Origin of the sequence: Enterobacter sp. 01-M-02-SI-ECC (genome assembly GCF_047530595.1) — a bacterium.
In the GTDB taxonomy this organism is placed as follows: domain Bacteria; phylum Pseudomonadota; class Gammaproteobacteria; order Enterobacterales; family Enterobacteriaceae; genus Enterobacter; species Enterobacter cloacae_M.
This window is the reverse complement of the sequence record NZ_JBLKCZ010000002.1, coordinates 475723-493539: the sequence shown is the minus strand read 5'-3', so window position 1 is coordinate 493539 and position 17817 is coordinate 475723. Positions and strand designations below refer to the sequence as shown.

The window sequence follows — 17817 nt, the reverse complement described above, 5'->3', positions numbered from 1 at the left end:
GCCCTCTCCAGATGGAGAGGGCTTTTTTTATTTCCTCGGATAAAGCTCTTTACGTTTATAGGGCTCTGTTTCACCCGGTTTCCGCGTTTTAAGCAGCTTCAGTATCCACGTATACTGTTCGGCATGCGGCCCCACCAGTATCTCCACCTCTTCGTTCATTCGACGCGCGATCGTGTGGTCGTCTGCGGTCAGCAAATCATCCATCGGCGGACGAACTTCAATACTCAAGCGATGCGTTTTCCCGTCATAGACCGGGAACAGCGGGATCACGCGGGCACGGCAGACTTTCATCAGGCGGCCAATCGCGGGGAGCGTCGCTTTATAGGTCGCAAAGAAATCGACAAACTCGCTGTGCTCGGGGCCGTGGTCCTGATCCGGCAGATAATAGCCCCAGTAGCCCTGACGTACCGACTGAATGAAGGGCTTAATGCCATCGTTACGCGCATGCAAACGTCCGCCAAAACGACGGCGCACCGTATTCCAGACAAAATCGTAGATTTTATTTCCCTGGTTATGGAACATCGCCGCCATTTTCTGGCCCTGAGACGCCATCAGCATAGCCGGAATATCAACACCCCAGCCGTGGGGGACAAGGAAAATGACTTTCTCGTCGTTGCGGCGCATCTCCTCGATGATGTCCAGCCCTTTCCAGTCAACGCGATCGACGATTTTATCCGGCCCTTTCAGCGCCAGTTCAGCCATCATCGCCATTGCCTGCGGGGCGGTGGTATACATCTCATCAATGATTGCCTCGCGCTCGGCGTCGCTTTTCTCAGGAAAACAGTAGTAAAGGTTGATCTGCGCGCGGCGGCGGGCGCTCTTGCCTAAACGCCCGGCCAGACGGCCAATTTTACCGAGAACGGGATCGCGAACAGAGGCAGGCAGCATCGCCATCCCCGCAAAGGCGTAAACACCAAGCCAGGCGCCCCAGTTGCGCGGATGGCGGAAGGATTTTTCAAACTCAGGAATGTATTCAATATTGTTTTTTTTGGTTTCCATGCTGGATCCAGGGTCTGATGACGCAAAATTTTATTCAGATAGTGTAGCGAGGCAGTCGTCCACGCACAAAAGAAAAAGCCGGCGTCAGTGTGCGCCGGCTTTTTTAACAAAAACAGAGGGCTTAGTTTAAGCTCAGCTGCGGCATCACCTCTTTCACCTGCGCCAGATAATCAGTACGATCTTTACCGGTCAGGCCTTCGGTACGCGGCAGTTTCGCCGTCAGCGGGTTCACGGCCTGTTGGTTGATCCACACTTCATAGTGCAGGTGCGGGCCGGTAGAGCGTCCGGTATTGCCGGAGATCGCGATACGGTCACCACGCTTCACCTTCTGGCCCGGTTTGACCAGCAGCTTACGCAGGTGCATGTAGCGGGTCGTATAAGTGCGGCCATGACGTACCGCGACATAATATCCGGCGGCACCGCTACGCTTGGCCACCACCACTTCACCATCTCCAACCGCCAGTACCGGCGTGCCCTGCGGCATGGCAAAGTCAACGCCACGGTGCGGCGCGACGCGCCCGGTTACCGGGTTCAGACGACGCGGGTTAAAGTTAGAGGAGACGCGGAACTGTTTTGCCGTCGGGAAGCGCAGGAAGCCTTTTGCAAGGCCCGTACCGGTACGGTCATAGAACTTGCCGTCTTCGGCACGAATCGCGTAGTAATCTTTGCCCTCGGAGCGCAGACGTACGCCCAGCAGCTGGCTTTGCTCGCGCTTGCCGTCCAGCATTTCGCGGGACATCAGGACGGAGAACTCATCGCCCTTCTTCAGCTTGCGGAAATCCATCTGCCACTGCATGGCTTTGATCACCGAGCTGATTTCAGCGCTGGTCAGGCCTGCATCGCGCGCGCTGGAGACAAAGCTCGCGCCCACGGTGCCTTTCAGAACGCTGTTAACCCAGTCACCCTTCTGCATTTCGCTGGTCATCTTGAAACCGTTTGCAGTGCGATCGTAGGTGCGGGTTTCGCGGCGGGACATTTCCCAGGTCAGACGCTGGAGATCGCCATCCGCCGTTAAAGTCCAGGAGAGCTGCTGTCCGATTTTCAGGTTGCGAAGATCTTTATCCGCAGCCGCCAGCTGGCTGATATTGCCCATGTCGATGCCGTACTGGTTCAGCACGCTGCTCAGCGTATCCCCGGTAGAGACAACATATTCGTGGATACCCGCCTCGTTCTCGGTTTTATCGTCCAGCTCATCCTGCGGGATAGCTTCATCTTCCTGAGCCGCCTGGTCGATAGGCTCACTGGCTTCAGGCAGCAAAGAACGGATTTCGCTCTTTTCAAGCTCAATGGTTTTAATGATAGGGGCAGAACTCGGGTGGTAAACATAGGGCCGCCAGACGGCGACCGCTAAGGTGAGAACTGTAAGCGACCCCAGCATAACGCGGTGGGGTCGTGGCAGATTGTTAAATGCCAGGGCGACAGAGCGGGCTATCTGTTGCACGTATTCACTTCCTCGTTAATCTCCTTTCAGGCAGCTCGCATACTGGTTCGCCAGTTGGCTGAGGAACTGCGAATAGCTCGCTTTGCTCAACTGGATATTCGTACCTAGCGGGTCAAGGGTTCCCATGCGCACGGATGTTCCCCTGGCCACGGCTTCTACGACCGCTGGCCTGAACTGTGGCTCAGCAAAAACGCATGTCGCTTTTTGCTCAACCAACTGTGTTCTGATTTCATGTAAACGCTGCGCACCAGGCTGAATTTCAGGGTTGACGGTGAAGTGGCCCAGTGGGGTCAAACCGTAGTGTTTTTCGTAATAGCCGTAGGCGTCATGAAAAACGAAATACCCTTTACCTTTCAACGGTGCGAGCTCATTACCAACCTGCTTATCGGTTGCGGCTAATTGTGCCTCAAAATCCTTCAGGTTGGCGTCTAGTTTGGCTCGACTTTGCGGCATAAGTTCCACTAATTTGTCATGGATTGCAACCGCTGAAAGCCGCGCTATCTCTGGGGATAACCAAAGATGCATGTTGTACTCGCCGTGATGGTGATCTCCATCACCTTTTTCGCCGTCTGCGGCATGATGGTCATGTTCGTCGCCGTCGTCATCCGCCCCTTTCATGAGCAACGGTTTCACGCCGGAGAGTTCGGCAATCGCGACCTGTTTTTCGCCAGCAACCTGTTTTGCTGACTTTTGCATAAACGCTTCCATTTCAGGACCAATCCAGACAACTAAGTCCGCGTTTTGTAAGCGTTTTACATCCGACGGGCGCAGGGAATAGTCATGCTCGGATGCACCATCAGGGAGCAGAACCTGGGTTTCAGTTACCCCGTCTGCAATGGCGGACGCGATGAAACCGAGTGGTTTAAGCGAAGCGACAACCGCAGCGTTAACATCTTGTGCGGTTGTACCCCAAAGGGCAGCGGATAATGCTGCGAAAAGAAGCGTATTTTTATGTAACATAATGCGACTAATCATCGTAGTGAATGCGTGGAATGTGATATTATAACATTCGTTGACTTCTTCAAGCTTAAAATGACATGACGACATTGGTTTCTCTTGAAAATATCTCGGTCTCATTCGGCCAGCGCCGCGTCCTCTCTGACGTGTCGCTCGATCTGAAGCCCGGCAAAATTCTGACGCTGCTCGGTCCCAATGGCGCAGGCAAATCCACCCTGGTGCGCGTGGTGCTGGGTCTGGTCGCACCCGATGAAGGCGTGATTAAGCGCGAGGAAAAATTGCGTATTGGCTATGTGCCGCAAAAACTTCACCTCGACGCCACGCTGCCGCTGACGGTCAGCCGTTTCCTGCGTCTGCGCCCCGGCACCCGTAAAGCCGATATTCTCCCGGCGCTGAAACGCGTGCAGGCGGGCCATCTTGTCGATGCGCCGCTGCAAAAACTGTCCGGCGGTGAAACTCAGCGTGTTTTACTTGCCCGCGCGCTGCTGAGCAGCCCGCAGCTGCTGGTACTGGATGAGCCAACTCAGGGTGTGGATGTGAATGGGCAGGTTGCGCTTTATGATTTGATCGACCAGCTACGTCGGGAGCTTGATTGCGCCGTGCTGATGGTGTCTCACGATCTCCATCTGGTGATGGCAAAAACCGACGAAGTGCTGTGCCTCAACCACCATATCTGCTGCTCCGGTACGCCTGAAGTGGTGTCAATGCATCCGGAGTTTATCTCCATGTTCGGCCCCCGCGGCGCTGAACAGCTGGGTATTTACCGTCATCATCATAATCATCGCCATGATTTGCAGGGACGAATCGTACTGCGTCGGGGAAATGGACACTCATGATTGAACTGTTACTGCCCGGCTGGCTGGCCGGGATTATGCTTGCCTGCGCCGCGGGTCCACTCGGCTCGTTTGTTGTCTGGCGCAGAATGTCCTATTTTGGCGATACCCTGGCGCACGCGTCTCTGCTGGGCGTTGCCTTTGGTCTGCTGCTGGATGTCAACCCCTTCTACGCGGTGATTGTGGTCACGCTGCTGCTGGCCGCCGGTCTGGTCTGGCTGGAAAAGCGCCCTCACCTCGCCATTGATACGCTGCTTGGCATTATGGCGCACAGTGCCCTGTCTCTGGGCCTTGTGGTGGTCAGCCTGATGTCGAACATCCGCGTGGATCTGATGGCCTACCTCTTCGGCGACCTGCTGGCCGTGACGCCGGAAGATCTCATCGCTATCGCCGTTGGCGTGGTGGTGGTGCTCGCTATTCTGCTCTGGCAGTGGCGGAATTTACTGGCCATGACCGTCAGTCCTGATCTGGCATTTGTCGACGGCGTGAAGCTGCAGCGCGTAAAACTGCTGCTGATGCTGGTGACGGCATTAACGATTGGTGTCGCAATGAAGTTTGTCGGCGCGCTGATTATTACGTCGCTGTTGATCATCCCTGCCGCCACGGCGCGTCGCTTTGCCCGTACGCCGGAGCAGATGGCCGGCGTAGCCGTGATTATCGGAATGATTGCGGTAACGGGTGGGTTAACCTTCTCGGCGTTCTATGACACGCCTGCGGGGCCGTCAGTGGTGCTGAGTGCGGCGGTGCTGTTTATCTTAAGTATGATGAAAAAGACCGCGAATTAACATGGAGGGCGCAGAAGCCCTCACCGGCCCTCTCCCACGGGGAGAGGGAACACAACATTACGGCATTGCCGGTGGCGTAATGCCGAAATGATTCCACGCCCGCACCGTTGCCATACGTCCACGCGGGGTACGCTGCAGGAAGCCCTGCTGGATCAGATACGGCTCCAGCACATCTTCAATCGTCTCACGCTCTTCCCCAATAGCCGCAGCCAGGTTATCCAGCCCAACCGGGCCGCCAAAGAACTTATCCAGCACCGCCAGCAGCAGTTTACGGTCCATATAGTCAAAGCCTTCGGCATCGACGTTCAGCATATCGAGCGCCTGAGCGGCGATCTCCGCGGAAATCGAGCCATCGTGCTTCACCTCGGCAAAGTCACGCACGCGGCGCAGCAGACGGTTGGCGATACGCGGCGTACCGCGGGAACGCTTCGCCACTTCAAACGCGCCCTCTTCGCTCATTTCGAGCCCCATATAGCGGGCGCTACGGCCAACGATGTGCTGGAGATCCGCCACCTGGTAAAACTCAAGACGCTGCACGATGCCGAAACGGTCGCGCAGCGGAGAGGTCAACGACCCGGCGCGGGTGGTGGCGCCAATCAGGGTAAACGGCGGCAGATCGATTTTGATGGAGCGCGCGGCCGGGCCTTCACCGATCATGATATCCAGCTGGTAATCTTCCATCGCCGGATAGAGCACTTCCTCCACCACCGGCGACAGGCGGTGGATCTCATCGATAAACAGCACGTCATGCGGTTCGAGGTTGGTCAGCATCGCGGCGAGATCGCCCGCCTTCTCCAGCACGGGGCCGGAGGTGGTGCGCAGGTTGACGCCCATTTCATTGGCAACGATATTCGCCAGCGTGGTTTTGCCTAAACCGGGAGGGCCAAAAATGAGCAGGTGATCGAGCGCATCGCCGCGCAGCTTTGCCGCCTGGATGAAAATCTCCATCTGGGAACGAACCTGCGGCTGGCCGATATACTCATCAAGCAGCTTAGGGCGAATCGCGCGATCCACCACGTCATCTGCCTGAATAGTGCCTGCCGACACCAGGCGGTCTGCTTCAATCATCCTTTACCTCACAATGCAGCGCGCAGCGCTTCACGAATCAGGGTTTCACTGCTGGCGTCCGGTTTGGCAATTTTGCTCACCATACGGCTGGCCTCCTGAGGTTTATAGCCCAGCGCCACCAGCGCGGCAACCGCTTCTTGCTCGGCGTCATCATCCGTCGCAGGGCCGCCAGGAGAGGTCAGTACCAAATCGGCAGCCGGAGTGAACAGATCGCCATGCAGACCTTTAAAGCGGTCTTTCATTTCGACAATCAGGCGCTCGGCGGTTTTCTTACCAATGCCCGGGAGCTTAATCAGCGCCGCAGGATCTTCGCGCTCAACGGCATTCACAAACTGTGGTGCCGACATGCCGGACAAAATCGCCAGCGCCAGCTTCGGCCCAACGCCGTTGGTTTTAATCAGCTCGCGGAACAGGATCCGTTCCTGCTTGTTATTGAAGCCGTACAGCAGCTGGGCATCTTCACGCACCACAAACTGGGTAAAGACAATCGCCTCTTTGCCCGCGTCCGGCAGCTCGTAGAAGCAGGTCATCGGCATATGGACTTCATAGCCCACGCCACCCACTTCCAGCAGCACTAACGGGGGTTGTTTTTCAATGATGATGCCTCTGAGTCTGCCTATCACGTGACGCTCCTGCGTTCTGGGAGAATTTAACTGTCGACATAATAAAAAAAGGCTGGATGTTTATCCAGCCTGATTTCTGATTATCGTAACCTGCCTCGCGCCAGATTGAGCCGCGACTCGCTCATTTGCATCGCATTCTGGCTGACGTGACAGTGGGTAATCGCAATAGCCAGCGCATCGGCGGCGTCGGCCTGCGGGTTCGCGGGAAGCTTCAGCAGGGTACGCACCATATGCTGTACCTGGCTTTTCTCCGCGCTACCAATGCCCACTACCGTCTGCTTGACCTGACGTGCCGCGTATTCGAATACCGGCAAATCCTGGTTCACGGCAGCGACGATGGCGACACCGCGCGCCTGACCGAGCTTTAGCGCTGAATCGGCGTTTTTCGCCATAAAGACCTGCTCGATGGCGAAATAGTCCGGCTGAAACTGGGTGATGATCTCCGACACGCCCGCATAAATGAGCTTCAGGCGCGAAGGAAGATCGTCCACTTTGGTGCGAATACAGCCGCTGCCCAGGTAGGTTAACTGGCGTCCCACCTGACGGATAACGCCATAACCGGTGACGCGTGAGCCTGGGTCAATCCCGAGAATAATCGACATCACGCGTCTCCCGTAAACGGTTTACAGGCTCTCATCAGAGAGTCGCTGCAACCTCATCAGAGATTTCACCGTTGTGGTACACTTCCTGCACGTCGTCGCAGTCTTCGAGCATGTCGATCAGACGCAGCAGTTTTGGTGCCGTTTCCGCATCCATGTCCGCTTTGGTGGACGGGATCATGGAGACTTCAGCGTTGTCCGCTTTCAGGCCAGCCGCTTCCAGCGCGTCGCGCACGGCACCCATCTCTTCCCACGCGGTATAAACGTCGATAGCGCCGTCATCGAAGGTCACTACGTCTTCCGCACCGGCTTCCAGCGCCGCTTCCATGATCGCATCTTCGTCGCCTTTCTCGAAGGAGATGACGCCTTTTTTGCTGAACAGGTAAGCCACGGAACCGTCGGTGCCCAGGTTGCCACCGGTTTTGGTGAACGCGTGGCGCACTTCCGCAACGGTACGGTTACGGTTGTCGGACAGGCACTCAACCATCACCGCCGTACCGCCAGGACCGTAACCTTCATAAATGATGGTTTCCATGTTCGCGTCTTCATCACCGCCCACGCCACGTGCGATAGCACGGTTCAGGGTGTCACGCGTCATGTTGTTAGACAGCGCTTTATCCACCGCCGCGCGCAGACGCGGGTTAGAAGCCGGGTCGCCGCCGCCCAGACGCGCTGCTGTCACCAGCTCGCGAATGATTTTGGTAAAGATCTTACCGCGCTTGGCATCCTGTGCCGCTTTGCGGTGTTTGGTGTTGGCCCACTTACTATGACCTGCCATAAAAAGTTCTCCAAAAATCGCGCCTTCTCAGGCTGCGTTAATTACAAATTCTTCAATCGCCTGCCGGTTGCTCCACGACTTGGTCAGTGCGGCGGCATCTGCCGCATTCACCCAGCGGTAGGTCAGGTGTTCGGTAAACACGATCTCCCGTTCATGGGGGAGCGCGAGACAGAACCACGACTCCGTATTGCGCTCGGTACCCGGCGCGTAGCGATGACGTAAATGGCTAAAAATTTCGAACTCCACCGTGCGCTGACAGTCCTTCAGGGTCAATTGCTCGCGGGCAACGTCAATGGCGACCTCTTCCTTTACTTCACGCGCGGCGGCCTGCGGCGCGGTCTCCCCCTCTTCCAGACTGCCGGTAACCGACTGCCAGAATTCAGGGTCATCGCGCCGCTGCAACATCAGCACCCGCTTCGTGTCTTCTGCATAAATGACCACCAGGACCGAAACGGGGAGCTTATATGTCATATCAGTTTTTCTCTTCCTTCTTCACCACATCAATGCCCAGTTCGGCCAGTGCGGCCGGGTTGGCAAAGCTTGGCGCTTCGGTCATCAGACACGCTGCGGCAGTGGTTTTCGGGAAGGCGATAACATCACGGATGTTATCGGTGCCGGTCAGCAGCATGGTCAGACGGTCAAGACCGAAGGCCAGACCCGCGTGCGGCGGCGTACCGTATTTCAGTGCGTCCAGCAGGAAGCCAAACTTCTCGCGCTGCTCCTGCTCGTTGATGCCCAGAATGCCGAACACGGTCTGCTGCATTTCACCGCTGTGAATACGCACGGAACCGCCGCCCACTTCATAGCCGTTGATAACCATGTCATAAGCGTTCGCGACCGCCTCTTCCGGTGCCGCTTTCAGCTCTGCCGCCGTCATCTCTTTTGGCGAGGTGAACGGATGGTGCATTGCGGTCAGGCCGCCTTCACCGTCGTCTTCAAACATTGGGAAGTCGATAACCCACAGCGGCGCCCATTTGTTTTCGTCGGTCAGGCTCAGGTCTTTGCCGAGCTTCAGACGCAGCGCGCCCATCGCATCCGCCACGACTTTCTTGTTGTCTGCGCCGAAGAAGATCATGTCGCCGTCCTGCGCGCCGGTGCGCTCAAGGATCGCTTCCACGATGTCCGCGTTCAGGAATTTCGCTACCGGGCTGGTGATGCCTTCCAGACCTTTCGCACGCTCGGTCACTTTAATATAGGCCAGACCTTTCGCGCCGTAGATCTTGATGAAGTTGCCGTAGTCGTCGATCTGCTTGCGGCTCAGGGCAGCACCACCCGGTACACGCAGCGCTGCTACGCGGCCTTTAGGATCGTTAGCCGGGCCAGCGAATACGGCAAACTCAACGCCTTTCACCAGGTCTGCTACGTCCACCAGCTCCATCGGGTTACGCAGGTCTGGTTTGTCAGAGCCGTAACGACGCTCGGCTTCAGCGAAGGTCATGATAGGGAAATCGCCCAGCTCAACGCCTTTCACGTCGTTCCACAGGCTACGCACCAGAGCTTCCATCACTTCACGCACCTGCTCGGCGGTCATGAAGGAGGTTTCCACATCGATCTGGGTAAATTCTGGTTGGCGGTCAGCGCGCAGGTCTTCGTCGCGGAAGCATTTAACAATCTGATAGTAGCGATCGAAGCCGGACATCATCAGCAGCTGTTTGAACAGCTGTGGAGACTGCGGCAGCGCGTAGAATTTGCCTTTATGAACGCGGGATGGAACCAGGTAATCGCGTGCGCCTTCCGGCGTGGCTTTAGTCAGCATCGGGGTTTCGATGTCGAGGAAACCGTGGTCATCCATAAAGCGGCGCACCAGGCTGGTGATTTTCGCACGGGTTTTCAGACGCTGAGCCATTTCCGGACGACGCAGATCCAGGTAGCGGTATTTCAGACGCGCTTCTTCAGTGTTGACGTGGTTGGAGTCCAGCGGCAGCGCTTCTGCACGGTTGATGATCACCAGATCGGACGCCAGCACTTCGATGGCACCCGTCGCCATGTCGGCGTTGACATTTTTCTCGTCACGCGCGCGCACTGTGCCGGTAACCTGAATGCAGAACTCATTACGCAGCTCAGAGGCCAGCTTCAACGCATCTGCGCGATCCGGATCGAAGAACACCTGAACGATACCTTCGCGGTCGCGCATATCGATGAAGATAAGGCTACCAAGATCACGACGACGATTGACCCAACCACACAGGGTTACCTGCTGTCCAACGTGGGACTGACGCAGCTGCCCGCAATATTCTGTACGCATGAGATATCCCTTAATTAGCCGCAGGCTAAATGTCGCCTGGTATGCAGGCTACTATGTCGCAGCTTTCTGTATGTCACAACTGGATGAAAAAAGGCGGCTATTATACTGGAAATTCCGCCGGACGATAAGAGCGAACCACGGCCAGGCGGTCGTTTGCTGCACTCTTATTGCGCATTCTCACAAAAATTAACAAAATTATCCGACCAGGAACAGGCCATGACGTCGTATGGTGTCTGGAAGTGATTCATTTAACGGGAGTAACGATGTTAACACTTGATGCCAGTAAAACCGCACTTGTTGTGATTGATTTACAGGAAGGCATTCTGCCCTTCGCCGGTGGCCCGCATACTGCGGATGATGTGGTCAACCGCGCTGCTCGCCTGGCGGAAACATGTCGTGCCAGCGGTGCGCCTGTTGTCATGGTGCGAGTCGGCTGGTCCGCTGATTACGCCGAAGCGTTAAAACAGCCCGTTGATGCCCAGGTTCCTGCACGCGCCCTGCCGGAAAACTGGTGGACGTACCCGGCCGCACTCGGCAAACGCGACAGCGATATTGAAGTGACCAAACGCCAGTGGGGCGCTTTTTACGGTACCGATCTCGAGCTGCAGCTCCGCCGTCGCGGCATCGACACCATCATCCTGTGCGGCATTTCCACCAACATCGGCGTGGAGTCTACCGCCCGCAACGCGTGGGAGCTGGGCTTTAATCTGGTGATCGCCGAAGATGCCTGCAGCGCGGCCTCCGAGGAACAGCACCAGGGCAGCATGACCCATATCTTCCCGCGCATCGGCCGCGTGCGCAGCACGGATGAGATTGTCAGCGCGCTATGATGTACGTGGGCCTGCCCCAGTGGTCGCACCCGAAATGGGTGCGCCTTGGCATCACCAGCCTTGAGGAGTATGCCCGGCACTTCAACTGTGTCGAGGGTAACACCACCCTGTATGCGCTCCCCAAAGCCGAGATTGTTGCGCGCTGGCGGGAACAAACCACCGACGACTTCCGCTTCTGCTTTAAGTTTCCGTCCACCATTTCCCACCAGGCCGCGCTGCGCAACTGCGGTGATTTGACCGAAGAGTTTTTTACGCGCATGTCGCCGCTCGCGAACCGCATCGGTCAGTACTGGATCCAGCTACCCGCCACGTTTGGCCCGCGCGATTTGCCTGCGCTCTGGCAGTTCCTGGATGCCCTGCCCCGCGAATTCACCTACGGCGTTGAAGTCAGGCATCCTGAATTTTTTGCGAAGGGCGAAGCAGAAAAAGCGCTCAATCGCGGCCTGCTTGAGCGTTCCGTTAACCGGGTGATCCTCGATAGCCGACCGGTGCACAGCGCTGTCCCCCATAGCGAAGCCATCGTTGAAGCTCAGCGTAAAAAACCGAAAGTGCCGGTCCACGCCATCGTGACCGCGCATAACCCAATGGTCAGATTTATCGGCAGCGACAACATGCAGCAAAACCAGGCGATGTTCGCCGTCTGGCTGGAAAAACTGGCCTCGTGGGAACACGCCACCACACCGTATCTCTTTTTGCACACGCCGGATATTGCCCAGGCCCCCGAACTGGTCGATGCTCTTTGGCAGGCCTTGCAGGCTGCGGTGCCGTCCGTGGGCAGCGCCCCTTCCATCCCACAACAATCTTCTCTTTTCTGATATCACCCCCTATCATAGTGAAGTGCCATCTGCCAAAAACAGGGAGTTTGTATGGTCAGCGCGCTGTATGCGGTGTTAGGTGCATTACTGCTGATTAAGTTTTCATTTGATGTTGTGCGCCTCAGAACGCTGTACCGCGTCTCTTACGGTGACGGCGGATTTTCCGAGCTACAAAGTGCTATCCGCATTCATGGCAACGCGGTCGAATACATCCCCGCAGCCTTAATCCTGCTGCTGTTTATGGAGATGAATGGCGCAGAAACCTGGATGGTGCACATCTGTGGCCTGCTTCTTATTGCTGGCCGCCTGATGCACTATTACGGTTTTCACCACCGCTTAATCCGCTGGCGTCGTTCCGGCATGAGTGCGACCTGGTGTTCGCTTTTGCTGATGGTGCTGGCTAACCTGTGGTATATGCCGTGGGAGTTGGTTTTCTCCCTCCATTAGCGCACAATACGCCACTTTATTTTTCCCGGATTTTTACGTTATGTCAGATCGCGACACGCTTTTTTCCGCGCCTATCGCCAGCCTGGGCGACTGGACCTTCGATGAACGGGTAGCCGAAGTCTTCCCGGATATGATCCAGCGCTCTGTTCCCGGTTATTCCAATATTATCTCAATGATCGGCATGCTGGCTGAGCGCTTCGTTCAACCCGGCACGCAGGTCTATGACCTGGGCTGCTCGCTCGGCGCGGCAACGCTGTCGGTTCGTCGTAACGTTCACCACGAAGGCTGCCGAATCATTGCCGTCGATAACTCCCCGGCGATGGTTGAGCGCTGCCGTCGCCACATTGACGCGTATAAAGCCCCTGTTCCCGTAGACGTGGTGGAAGGCGATATCCGCGATATTGAGATCGATAACGCGTCGATGGTGGTGCTGAATTTCACCCTGCAGTTCCTGGTGCCTGAAGACCGTCAGCTGCTGCTGGACAAAATTTATCAGGGGCTGAATCCCGGCGGCGCTCTGGTGCTCTCGGAGAAATTCAGCTTCGAAGATGCCGAGGTTGGCGAACTGCTGTTCAATATGCACCACGATTTCAAACGGGCGAACGGCTACAGCGAGCTGGAGATCAGCCAGAAGCGCAGCATGCTCGAAAACGTGATGCTGACGGATTCCGTAGAAACCCACAAAGCGCGCCTGCGCAAAGCCGGATTTGAGCACAGCGAACTGTGGTTCCAGTGCTTTAACTTCGGCTCTCTGGTGGCGTTGAAAGCGGGAGAATCCGCATGATCGAATTCAGCAACTTCTATCAGCTGATTGCCAAAAACCAGCTCTCCCACTGGCTGGAAACCTTGCCCGCGCAGATTGCCGCCTGGCAGCGCGATCAGCAGCACGGCCTGTTAAAGCAGTGGTCAAATGCGGTGGAGTTTCTGCCCGAACTGACCCCGCATCGTCTGGATCTTCTGCACAGCGTAACCGCCGAGAGCGAAGAGCCGCTTCCGGCCGGACAGATCAACCGCATCGAAACGCTGATGCGTAACCTGATGCCGTGGCGCAAAGGGCCGTTTTCACTTTACGGCGTGAACATCAATACCGAATGGCGCTCGGACTGGAAATGGGATCGCGTTCTGCCTCACCTTTCCGACCTGACCGGACGTACCATACTGGACGTGGGCTGCGGCAGCGGTTACCACATGTGGCGCATGATTGGCGCGGGCGCGCATCTGGCGGTCGGTATTGACCCGATGCAGCTGTTCCTGTGCCAGTTTGAAGCGGTGCGCAAGCTGCTGGGTAACGACCAGCGCGCGCACCTGCTGCCGCTGGGCATTGAACAACTCCCTGCCCTGAAAGCCTTTGATACCGTCTTCTCCATGGGCGTACTGTACCACCGTCGTTCCCCGCTTGAACACCTGTGGCAATTGAAGGATCAGCTGGTCAGCGGCGGCGAGCTGGTGCTGGAAACGCTGGTAATTGAAGGCGATGAACATGACGTTCTTGTGCCGGGCGATCGCTACGCACAGATGCGCAACGTTTACTTCATCCCTTCCGCGCTGGCGCTGAAGAACTGGCTGGAGAAGTGCGGGTTTGTGGATGTGCGGATTGCCGACGTCAGCGTGACCTCGCTCGAGGAACAGCGCCGCACCGACTGGATGATCACCGAATCGCTGGAGCAGTTCCTCGACCCGGCCGACCACAGCAAAACCATCGAAGGCTATCCGGCTCCGATGCGTGCGGTGTTGATTGCGACCAAGCCGTAGCCTTTTAGCCGGGTGGCGGCTACGCCTTAACGGCCTACTCGTAGCACGTTTTCTTCGAAATAGTTCAGGTTGCAGCAAGGCGGCTACGCAGCGAATCCCCGGGAGCTTACATCAGTAAGTGACCGGGGTGAGCGAGGCGGCCAACGCAGCTGCGGCTTGAAGCATGAAAGACAAAAAAAGGCCCCTGTTGAAATTGCAGGGGCCTGGTACAAGCAAGCATCATATTGGGCGACATGATGCGCGGTAAAAATCGGTACGTTGCTACACGTGATGGCGCTCAATCAGCGACTTCATTTCCGCAACCGACTCTCCCTCTACGCCATAGCGTGAATACTCATCCGCTTCAGCATCCGTCGACATTGACAATCCTGTATTGCGATAACGCATGGGCGAAGGTATCCATTTACCCGCGGAGCTGTGCAGCTCTTCTACCCCTGCGTTTAAAAACCGTTCCAGATTGCTGGCGCGGACTCCCGCACCCGCCATTATTATTGGAACACCGGAATGTGCTTTTAGTTCCGTAATTAATTGCAGTCCTTTTTCAGCTGACGCCTGCTGACCCGATGTGAGGATGCGCGCCACGCCAAGTTCTCCAAGCGTTTCAAAGGCCTGAAGCGGATCTTTACACATATCAAATGCGCGATGAAAAGTGACGGCCAGCCCCTGCGCGGCGCTCATAATCTGACGCATGCGCGGTATATCGATATTGCCGTCTTCATCCAGCAGGCCGGTCACCAGCCCTGGAAACCCGAGGTCCCGAACGAGCGCGATATCATCAAGCATGGCACTGAACTCGCCCGCCGTGTAACAAAAATCACCGCCGCGCGGACGAATAATCGGGTGAACGGGAATGGTGACGGCCTGACGGGCAGACTTCAACACGCCGTAAGACGGCGTCAGCCCGCCCTCTTTGGGTGCCGCGCACAGTTCAATGCGGTCAGCCCCGTGCTTTTGCGCGGTCACGGCACACTCCACGCTGTAACAACAAATCTCCAGCAGCGCCATTTAATCCTCCTGAAATTCCACTAAACGAAATATCATGACACGCCGTCCGTTTTCAGTCCCGGCGTGAACTCACATCTCTTACGCTTCGCTGGCAACGATCTGCTCAATGGTCCACGGATGAAACTTCACCGTGACCTGTCCGTCAGTGACGGCCAGCGTCGGGTTAGGTAACCGCTCGCGCTCGCCTTTGGGTGAACTCGTCTTCACAAAAATTCCCGGTTTGCTTAAGCCTTCGTCGGAAAGGAGGGCCAGCGCGCGCGCGTTCAACGTTTCCGGCTCACCCGGCAGGACAATTTCGATATGCTCCCAGCCTTCGTGCGGATAGCGTTTCTCGCCCGGCCACGGCAGTTCAACCACGGTGAATTGCCAGTGCGCCACGTTCACCGGTTCATGCAGTTTGAACAGGCAAATGGGACGGCCATTGATGATGTTCTCGGAGAGCAACTCGCCGCACCGTTCGAACCCGCGACGCCAGCGCTCCGCCGTGGCATTCTGATGACAGCGCAAAGAGATGTGATCGGCCTCAAGCGGCGCGATATCCAGACCGAGACGGGTGGCAAGATCTGTGAACGCCTGGGTGAAGCGCGGTAAATCTGCGGAAATATCATGCAGTTCGTCAATGGATTGCCAGTTCGCCATAAGTCACTCTCTTTTCATGTCACAAAGCCGCTAATTTACTCTGTTGCCCTGTTTTGACCAACCGCAGAATCTGGCTTTTTGCGACTGCATGATTATGCACACCTTCACCGCCTGGATTCTGAGCAATCTTCAGGCCCCGCAATGCTGACGCCAGAGGGCATTTGCAGTATACTCCCGCCATAAATTCTTTAACTGGCGCGGGCGGTTGTAAGCCCGCATCAAAAACGTAAGGTATCCAGGTGAATATTCAGGCTCTTCTCTCCGAAAAAGTCAGTCAGGCACTGATTGCCGCAGGCGCGCCTGCGGATTGCGAACCGCAGGTTCGTCAGTCAGCAAAAGTACAGTTTGGCGACTATCAGGCTAATGGCGTGATGGCAGTGGCTAAAAAACTGGGCATGCCGCCGCGACAGCTCGCTGAGCAGGTACTGACGCATCTGGATCTTTCCGGCATTGCCAGCAAAACCGAAATCGCCGGTCCGGGCTTTATCAACATCTTCCTTGAGCCTGCATTCCTGGCAAGCCACGTTGACGCGGCGCTGAAATCTGACCGTCTGGGCGTTTCCCAGCCGGAGGCGCAGACCGTCGTGATCGACTACTCTGCCCCGAACGTGGCGAAAGAGATGCACGTTGGCCACCTGCGCTCCACCATCATCGGTGATGCCGCAGTGCGCACGCTCGAGTTCCTCGGTCACAAGGTGATCCGCGCGAACCACGTGGGCGACTGGGGTACCCAGTTCGGCATGCTGATTGCTTACCTGGAAAAACAGCAGCAGGAAAACGCCGGTGAAATGGCGCTGGCGGATCTGGAAGGGTTCTACCGCGAAGCCAAAAAGCACTACGACGAAGACGAAGCTTTTGCCGAGCGCGCGCGCAGCTACGTGGTAAAACTGCAGGGCGGCGACCAATACTTCCTCGAGATGTGGCGCAAGCTGGTCGACATCACCATGTCTCAGAACCAGCTGACCTATAACCGTCTGAACGTCACCCTGACCCGTGACGACGTGATGGGCGAAAGTCTCTACAACCCAATGCTGCCCGGCATTGTGGCTGACCTGAAAGCGAAAAACCTGGCGGTAGAGAGCGAAGGCGCAACGGTGGTGTTCCTTGACGAGTATAAAAACAAGGAAGGCGAACCGATGGGCGTGATCATCCAGAAAAAGGATGGCGGCTACCTCTACACCACTACCGATATCGCCTGTGCGAAATACCGTTACGAGACGCTGCATGCTGACCGCGTGCTGTACTACATCGACTCCCGTCAGCACCAGCACCTGATGCAGGCGTGGACCATCGTGCGTAAAGCCGGTTACGTGCCGGATTGCGTGCCGCTGGAACACCACATGTTCGGCATGATGCTGGGCAAAGACGGCAAGCCGTTCAAAACCCGTGCGGGCGGAACCGTGAAGCTGTCCGACCTGCTGGACGAAGCGCTGGAACGCGCCCGCCGTCTGGTGGCCGAGAAGAACCCGGACATGCCTGCCGACGAGCTGGAAAAACTGGCCAACGCCGTGGGTATCGGTGCGGTGAAATACGCGGATCTCTCCAAGAACCGTACCACCGACTATATCTTCGACTGGGATAACATGCTGGCGTTTGAAGGCAACACGGCGCCTTACATGCAGTATGCCTACACCCGCGTGCTCTCGGTGTTCCGTAAGGCGAACATTGATGAAAACGTACTGGCGAATGCAACGGTGACCATAACGGAAGATCGTGAAGCACAGCTGGCGGCGCGCCTGCTGCAGTTTGAAGAGACGCTGACGGTTGTCGCGCGTGACGGCACGCCGCACGTAATGTGTGCTTACCTGTACGATCTGGCGGGTCTGTTCTCCGGCTTCTACGAACACTGCCCTATTCTGTCTGCGGAAAACGAATCGGTCCGCAACAGCCGCCTGAAGCTGGCGCAGCTCACGGCGAAGACCCTGAAGCTGGGTCTGGATACCCTGGGTATCGAAACCGTAGAACGCATGTAATACAAAAAACCCGGCAAGCGCCGGGTTT

General features: G+C 56.6%; 19 protein-coding genes. 8 read left to right on the top strand and 11 right to left on the bottom strand.

Annotated features, from left to right (window positions below):
• Positions 1-27: 27 nt before the first annotated feature.
• The 3 genes from lpxM to znuA all read right to left on the bottom strand — a co-directional run bounded on the left by lpxM (position 28) and on the right by znuA (position 3400).
• Entirely contained in the window at positions 28-999 is a 972-nt protein-coding gene (lpxM, locus tag ACMWLG_RS05460) for a lauroyl-Kdo(2)-lipid IV(A) myristoyltransferase (RefSeq protein WP_023312230.1), read from the bottom strand.
• Between the two features lie 121 nt (positions 1000-1120).
• The gene (mepM, locus tag ACMWLG_RS05455) at positions 1121-2440 is read right to left on the bottom strand and encodes a murein DD-endopeptidase MepM (protein WP_023312231.1); all 1320 of its coding nucleotides are present in this window, start codon (positions 2438-2440) and stop codon (positions 1121-1123) included.
• A 15-nt stretch (positions 2441-2455) separates the two neighbouring features.
• Entirely contained in the window at positions 2456-3400 is a 945-nt protein-coding gene (gene znuA, locus ACMWLG_RS05450; RefSeq protein WP_045404493.1) for a zinc ABC transporter substrate-binding protein ZnuA, read from the bottom strand.
• Between the two features lie 77 nt (positions 3401-3477).
• Here znuA and znuC point away from each other — a divergent pair, with 77 nt between their 5' ends.
• Positions 3478-4233 carry a zinc ABC transporter ATP-binding protein ZnuC gene (gene znuC, locus ACMWLG_RS05445; protein WP_023312233.1) on the top strand — a complete coding sequence of 252 codons (756 nt, stop codon included), beginning with the start codon at positions 3478-3480 and terminating at the stop codon, positions 4231-4233.
• Positions 4230-5015 (top strand): zinc ABC transporter permease subunit ZnuB, encoded by a 786-nt coding sequence (znuB, locus tag ACMWLG_RS05440; protein WP_045404458.1) that lies wholly within the window; start codon positions 4230-4232, stop codon positions 5013-5015. Before znuC ends, znuB begins: the two co-directional genes overlap by 4 nt.
• A 57-nt stretch (positions 5016-5072) precedes the next feature.
• Here the strand turns inward: znuB and ruvB are convergent, their stop codons facing one another.
• From ruvB to aspS, 6 genes are all read right to left on the bottom strand, one after another.
• Positions 5073-6083, bottom strand: coding sequence for a Holliday junction branch migration DNA helicase RuvB (gene ruvB, locus ACMWLG_RS05435; protein ID WP_023312235.1), 1011 nt, complete (start codon positions 6081-6083; stop codon positions 5073-5075).
• Positions 6084-6091: 8 nt separating this feature from the next.
• Positions 6092-6706, bottom strand: coding sequence for a Holliday junction branch migration protein RuvA (gene ruvA, locus ACMWLG_RS05430; RefSeq protein WP_045355971.1), 615 nt, complete (start codon positions 6704-6706; stop codon positions 6092-6094).
• Between the two features lie 80 nt (positions 6707-6786).
• Positions 6787-7308 carry a crossover junction endodeoxyribonuclease RuvC gene (gene ruvC / locus ACMWLG_RS05425; protein WP_003859749.1) on the bottom strand — a complete coding sequence of 174 codons (522 nt, stop codon included), beginning with the start codon at positions 7306-7308 and terminating at the stop codon, positions 6787-6789.
• A 34-nt stretch (positions 7309-7342) separates the two neighbouring features.
• On the bottom strand, positions 7343-8083 hold the full coding sequence (locus ACMWLG_RS05420) for a YebC/PmpR family DNA-binding transcriptional regulator (RefSeq protein ID WP_008500447.1): 741 nt from the start codon (positions 8081-8083) through the stop codon (positions 7343-7345).
• A gap of 27 nt (positions 8084-8110) precedes the next feature.
• Positions 8111-8554 (bottom strand): dihydroneopterin triphosphate diphosphatase, encoded by a 444-nt coding sequence (nudB, locus tag ACMWLG_RS05415; protein WP_008500446.1) that lies wholly within the window; start codon positions 8552-8554, stop codon positions 8111-8113.
• Position 8555: 1 nt separating this feature from the next.
• The gene (gene aspS, locus ACMWLG_RS05410) at positions 8556-10328 is read right to left on the bottom strand and encodes an aspartate--tRNA ligase (RefSeq protein ID WP_045355970.1); all 1773 of its coding nucleotides are present in this window, start codon (positions 10326-10328) and stop codon (positions 8556-8558) included.
• A gap of 263 nt (positions 10329-10591) precedes the next feature.
• Between aspS and ACMWLG_RS05405 the strand changes: the two genes are divergently transcribed.
• Genes ACMWLG_RS05405 through cmoB form a run of 5 tightly spaced genes read left to right on the top strand, consistent with a single transcriptional unit; the run spans position 10592 to position 14172 of the window.
• Positions 10592-11158 carry a hydrolase gene (locus tag ACMWLG_RS05405; protein WP_045404456.1) on the top strand — a complete coding sequence of 189 codons (567 nt, stop codon included), beginning with the start codon at positions 10592-10594 and terminating at the stop codon, positions 11156-11158.
• Positions 11155-11973: a DUF72 domain-containing protein gene (locus ACMWLG_RS05400; RefSeq protein WP_045404455.1), complete on the top strand. Its 819-nt coding sequence runs from the start codon at positions 11155-11157 to the stop codon at positions 11971-11973. The genes ACMWLG_RS05405 and ACMWLG_RS05400 overlap by 4 nt, the downstream gene beginning before the upstream one ends.
• Before the next feature lie 51 nt (positions 11974-12024).
• The gene (locus tag ACMWLG_RS05395; protein ID WP_021240443.1) at positions 12025-12420 is read left to right on the top strand and encodes an MAPEG family protein; all 396 of its coding nucleotides are present in this window, start codon (positions 12025-12027) and stop codon (positions 12418-12420) included.
• A gap of 40 nt (positions 12421-12460) precedes the next feature.
• On the top strand, positions 12461-13204 hold the full coding sequence (gene cmoA, locus ACMWLG_RS05390) for a carboxy-S-adenosyl-L-methionine synthase CmoA (protein ID WP_045355967.1): 744 nt from the start codon (positions 12461-12463) through the stop codon (positions 13202-13204).
• Positions 13201-14172, top strand: coding sequence for a tRNA 5-methoxyuridine(34)/uridine 5-oxyacetic acid(34) synthase CmoB (gene cmoB / locus ACMWLG_RS05385; RefSeq protein ID WP_045404454.1), 972 nt, complete (start codon positions 13201-13203; stop codon positions 14170-14172). Before cmoA ends, cmoB begins: the two co-directional genes overlap by 4 nt.
• A gap of 261 nt (positions 14173-14433) precedes the next feature.
• Here the strand turns inward: cmoB and cutC are convergent, their stop codons facing one another.
• The gene (cutC, locus tag ACMWLG_RS05380) at positions 14434-15177 is read right to left on the bottom strand and encodes a copper homeostasis protein CutC (protein ID WP_045355966.1); all 744 of its coding nucleotides are present in this window, start codon (positions 15175-15177) and stop codon (positions 14434-14436) included.
• 78 nt (positions 15178-15255) lie between these two features.
• Complete coding sequence (locus tag ACMWLG_RS05375) at positions 15256-15816, bottom strand: VOC family protein (RefSeq protein WP_045404453.1); 561 nt, start codon at positions 15814-15816, stop codon at positions 15256-15258.
• Between the two features lie 239 nt (positions 15817-16055).
• Here ACMWLG_RS05375 and argS point away from each other — a divergent pair, with 239 nt between their 5' ends.
• Positions 16056-17789, top strand: a complete 1734-nt coding sequence (gene argS, locus ACMWLG_RS05370; protein WP_045404452.1) for an arginine--tRNA ligase — start codon at positions 16056-16058, stop codon at positions 17787-17789.
• Positions 17790-17817 lie beyond the last annotated feature (28 nt).

Bases quoted from the DNA above. Each gene is read 5' to 3' on its own strand.
- aspS (WP_045355970.1), bottom strand. From the start codon at position 10,328: ATGCGTACAGAATATTGCGGGCAGCTGCGTCAGTCCCACGTTGGACAG.
- cmoB (WP_045404454.1), top strand. From the start codon at position 13,201: ATGATCGAATTCAGCAACTTCTATCAGCTGATTGCCAAAAACCAGCTC.
- ACMWLG_RS05375 (WP_045404453.1), bottom strand. From the start codon at position 15,816: ATGGCGAACTGGCAATCCATTGACGAACTGCATGATATTTCCGCAGAT.
- znuA (WP_045404493.1), bottom strand. From the start codon at position 3,400: ATGTTACATAAAAATACGCTTCTTTTCGCAGCATTATCCGCTGCCCTT.
- ACMWLG_RS05400 (WP_045404455.1), top strand. From the start codon at position 11,155: ATGATGTACGTGGGCCTGCCCCAGTGGTCGCACCCGAAATGGGTGCGC.
- nudB (WP_008500446.1), bottom strand. From the start codon at position 8,554: ATGACATATAAGCTCCCCGTTTCGGTCCTGGTGGTCATTTATGCAGAA.
- znuB (WP_045404458.1), top strand. From the start codon at position 4,230: ATGATTGAACTGTTACTGCCCGGCTGGCTGGCCGGGATTATGCTTGCC.
- ACMWLG_RS05420 (WP_008500447.1), bottom strand. From the start codon at position 8,083: ATGGCAGGTCATAGTAAGTGGGCCAACACCAAACACCGCAAAGCGGCA.
- ACMWLG_RS05395 (WP_021240443.1), top strand. From the start codon at position 12,025: ATGGTCAGCGCGCTGTATGCGGTGTTAGGTGCATTACTGCTGATTAAG.
- cmoA (WP_045355967.1), top strand. From the start codon at position 12,461: ATGTCAGATCGCGACACGCTTTTTTCCGCGCCTATCGCCAGCCTGGGC.
- ruvB (WP_023312235.1), bottom strand. From the start codon at position 6,083: ATGATTGAAGCAGACCGCCTGGTGTCGGCAGGCACTATTCAGGCAGAT.
- ruvC (WP_003859749.1), bottom strand. From the start codon at position 7,308: ATGTCGATTATTCTCGGGATTGACCCAGGCTCACGCGTCACCGGTTAT.
- znuC (WP_023312233.1), top strand. From the start codon at position 3,478: ATGACGACATTGGTTTCTCTTGAAAATATCTCGGTCTCATTCGGCCAG.
- lpxM (WP_023312230.1), bottom strand. From the start codon at position 999: ATGGAAACCAAAAAAAACAATATTGAATACATTCCTGAGTTTGAAAAA.
- ACMWLG_RS05405 (WP_045404456.1), top strand. From the start codon at position 10,592: ATGTTAACACTTGATGCCAGTAAAACCGCACTTGTTGTGATTGATTTA.
- cutC (WP_045355966.1), bottom strand. From the start codon at position 15,177: ATGGCGCTGCTGGAGATTTGTTGTTACAGCGTGGAGTGTGCCGTGACC.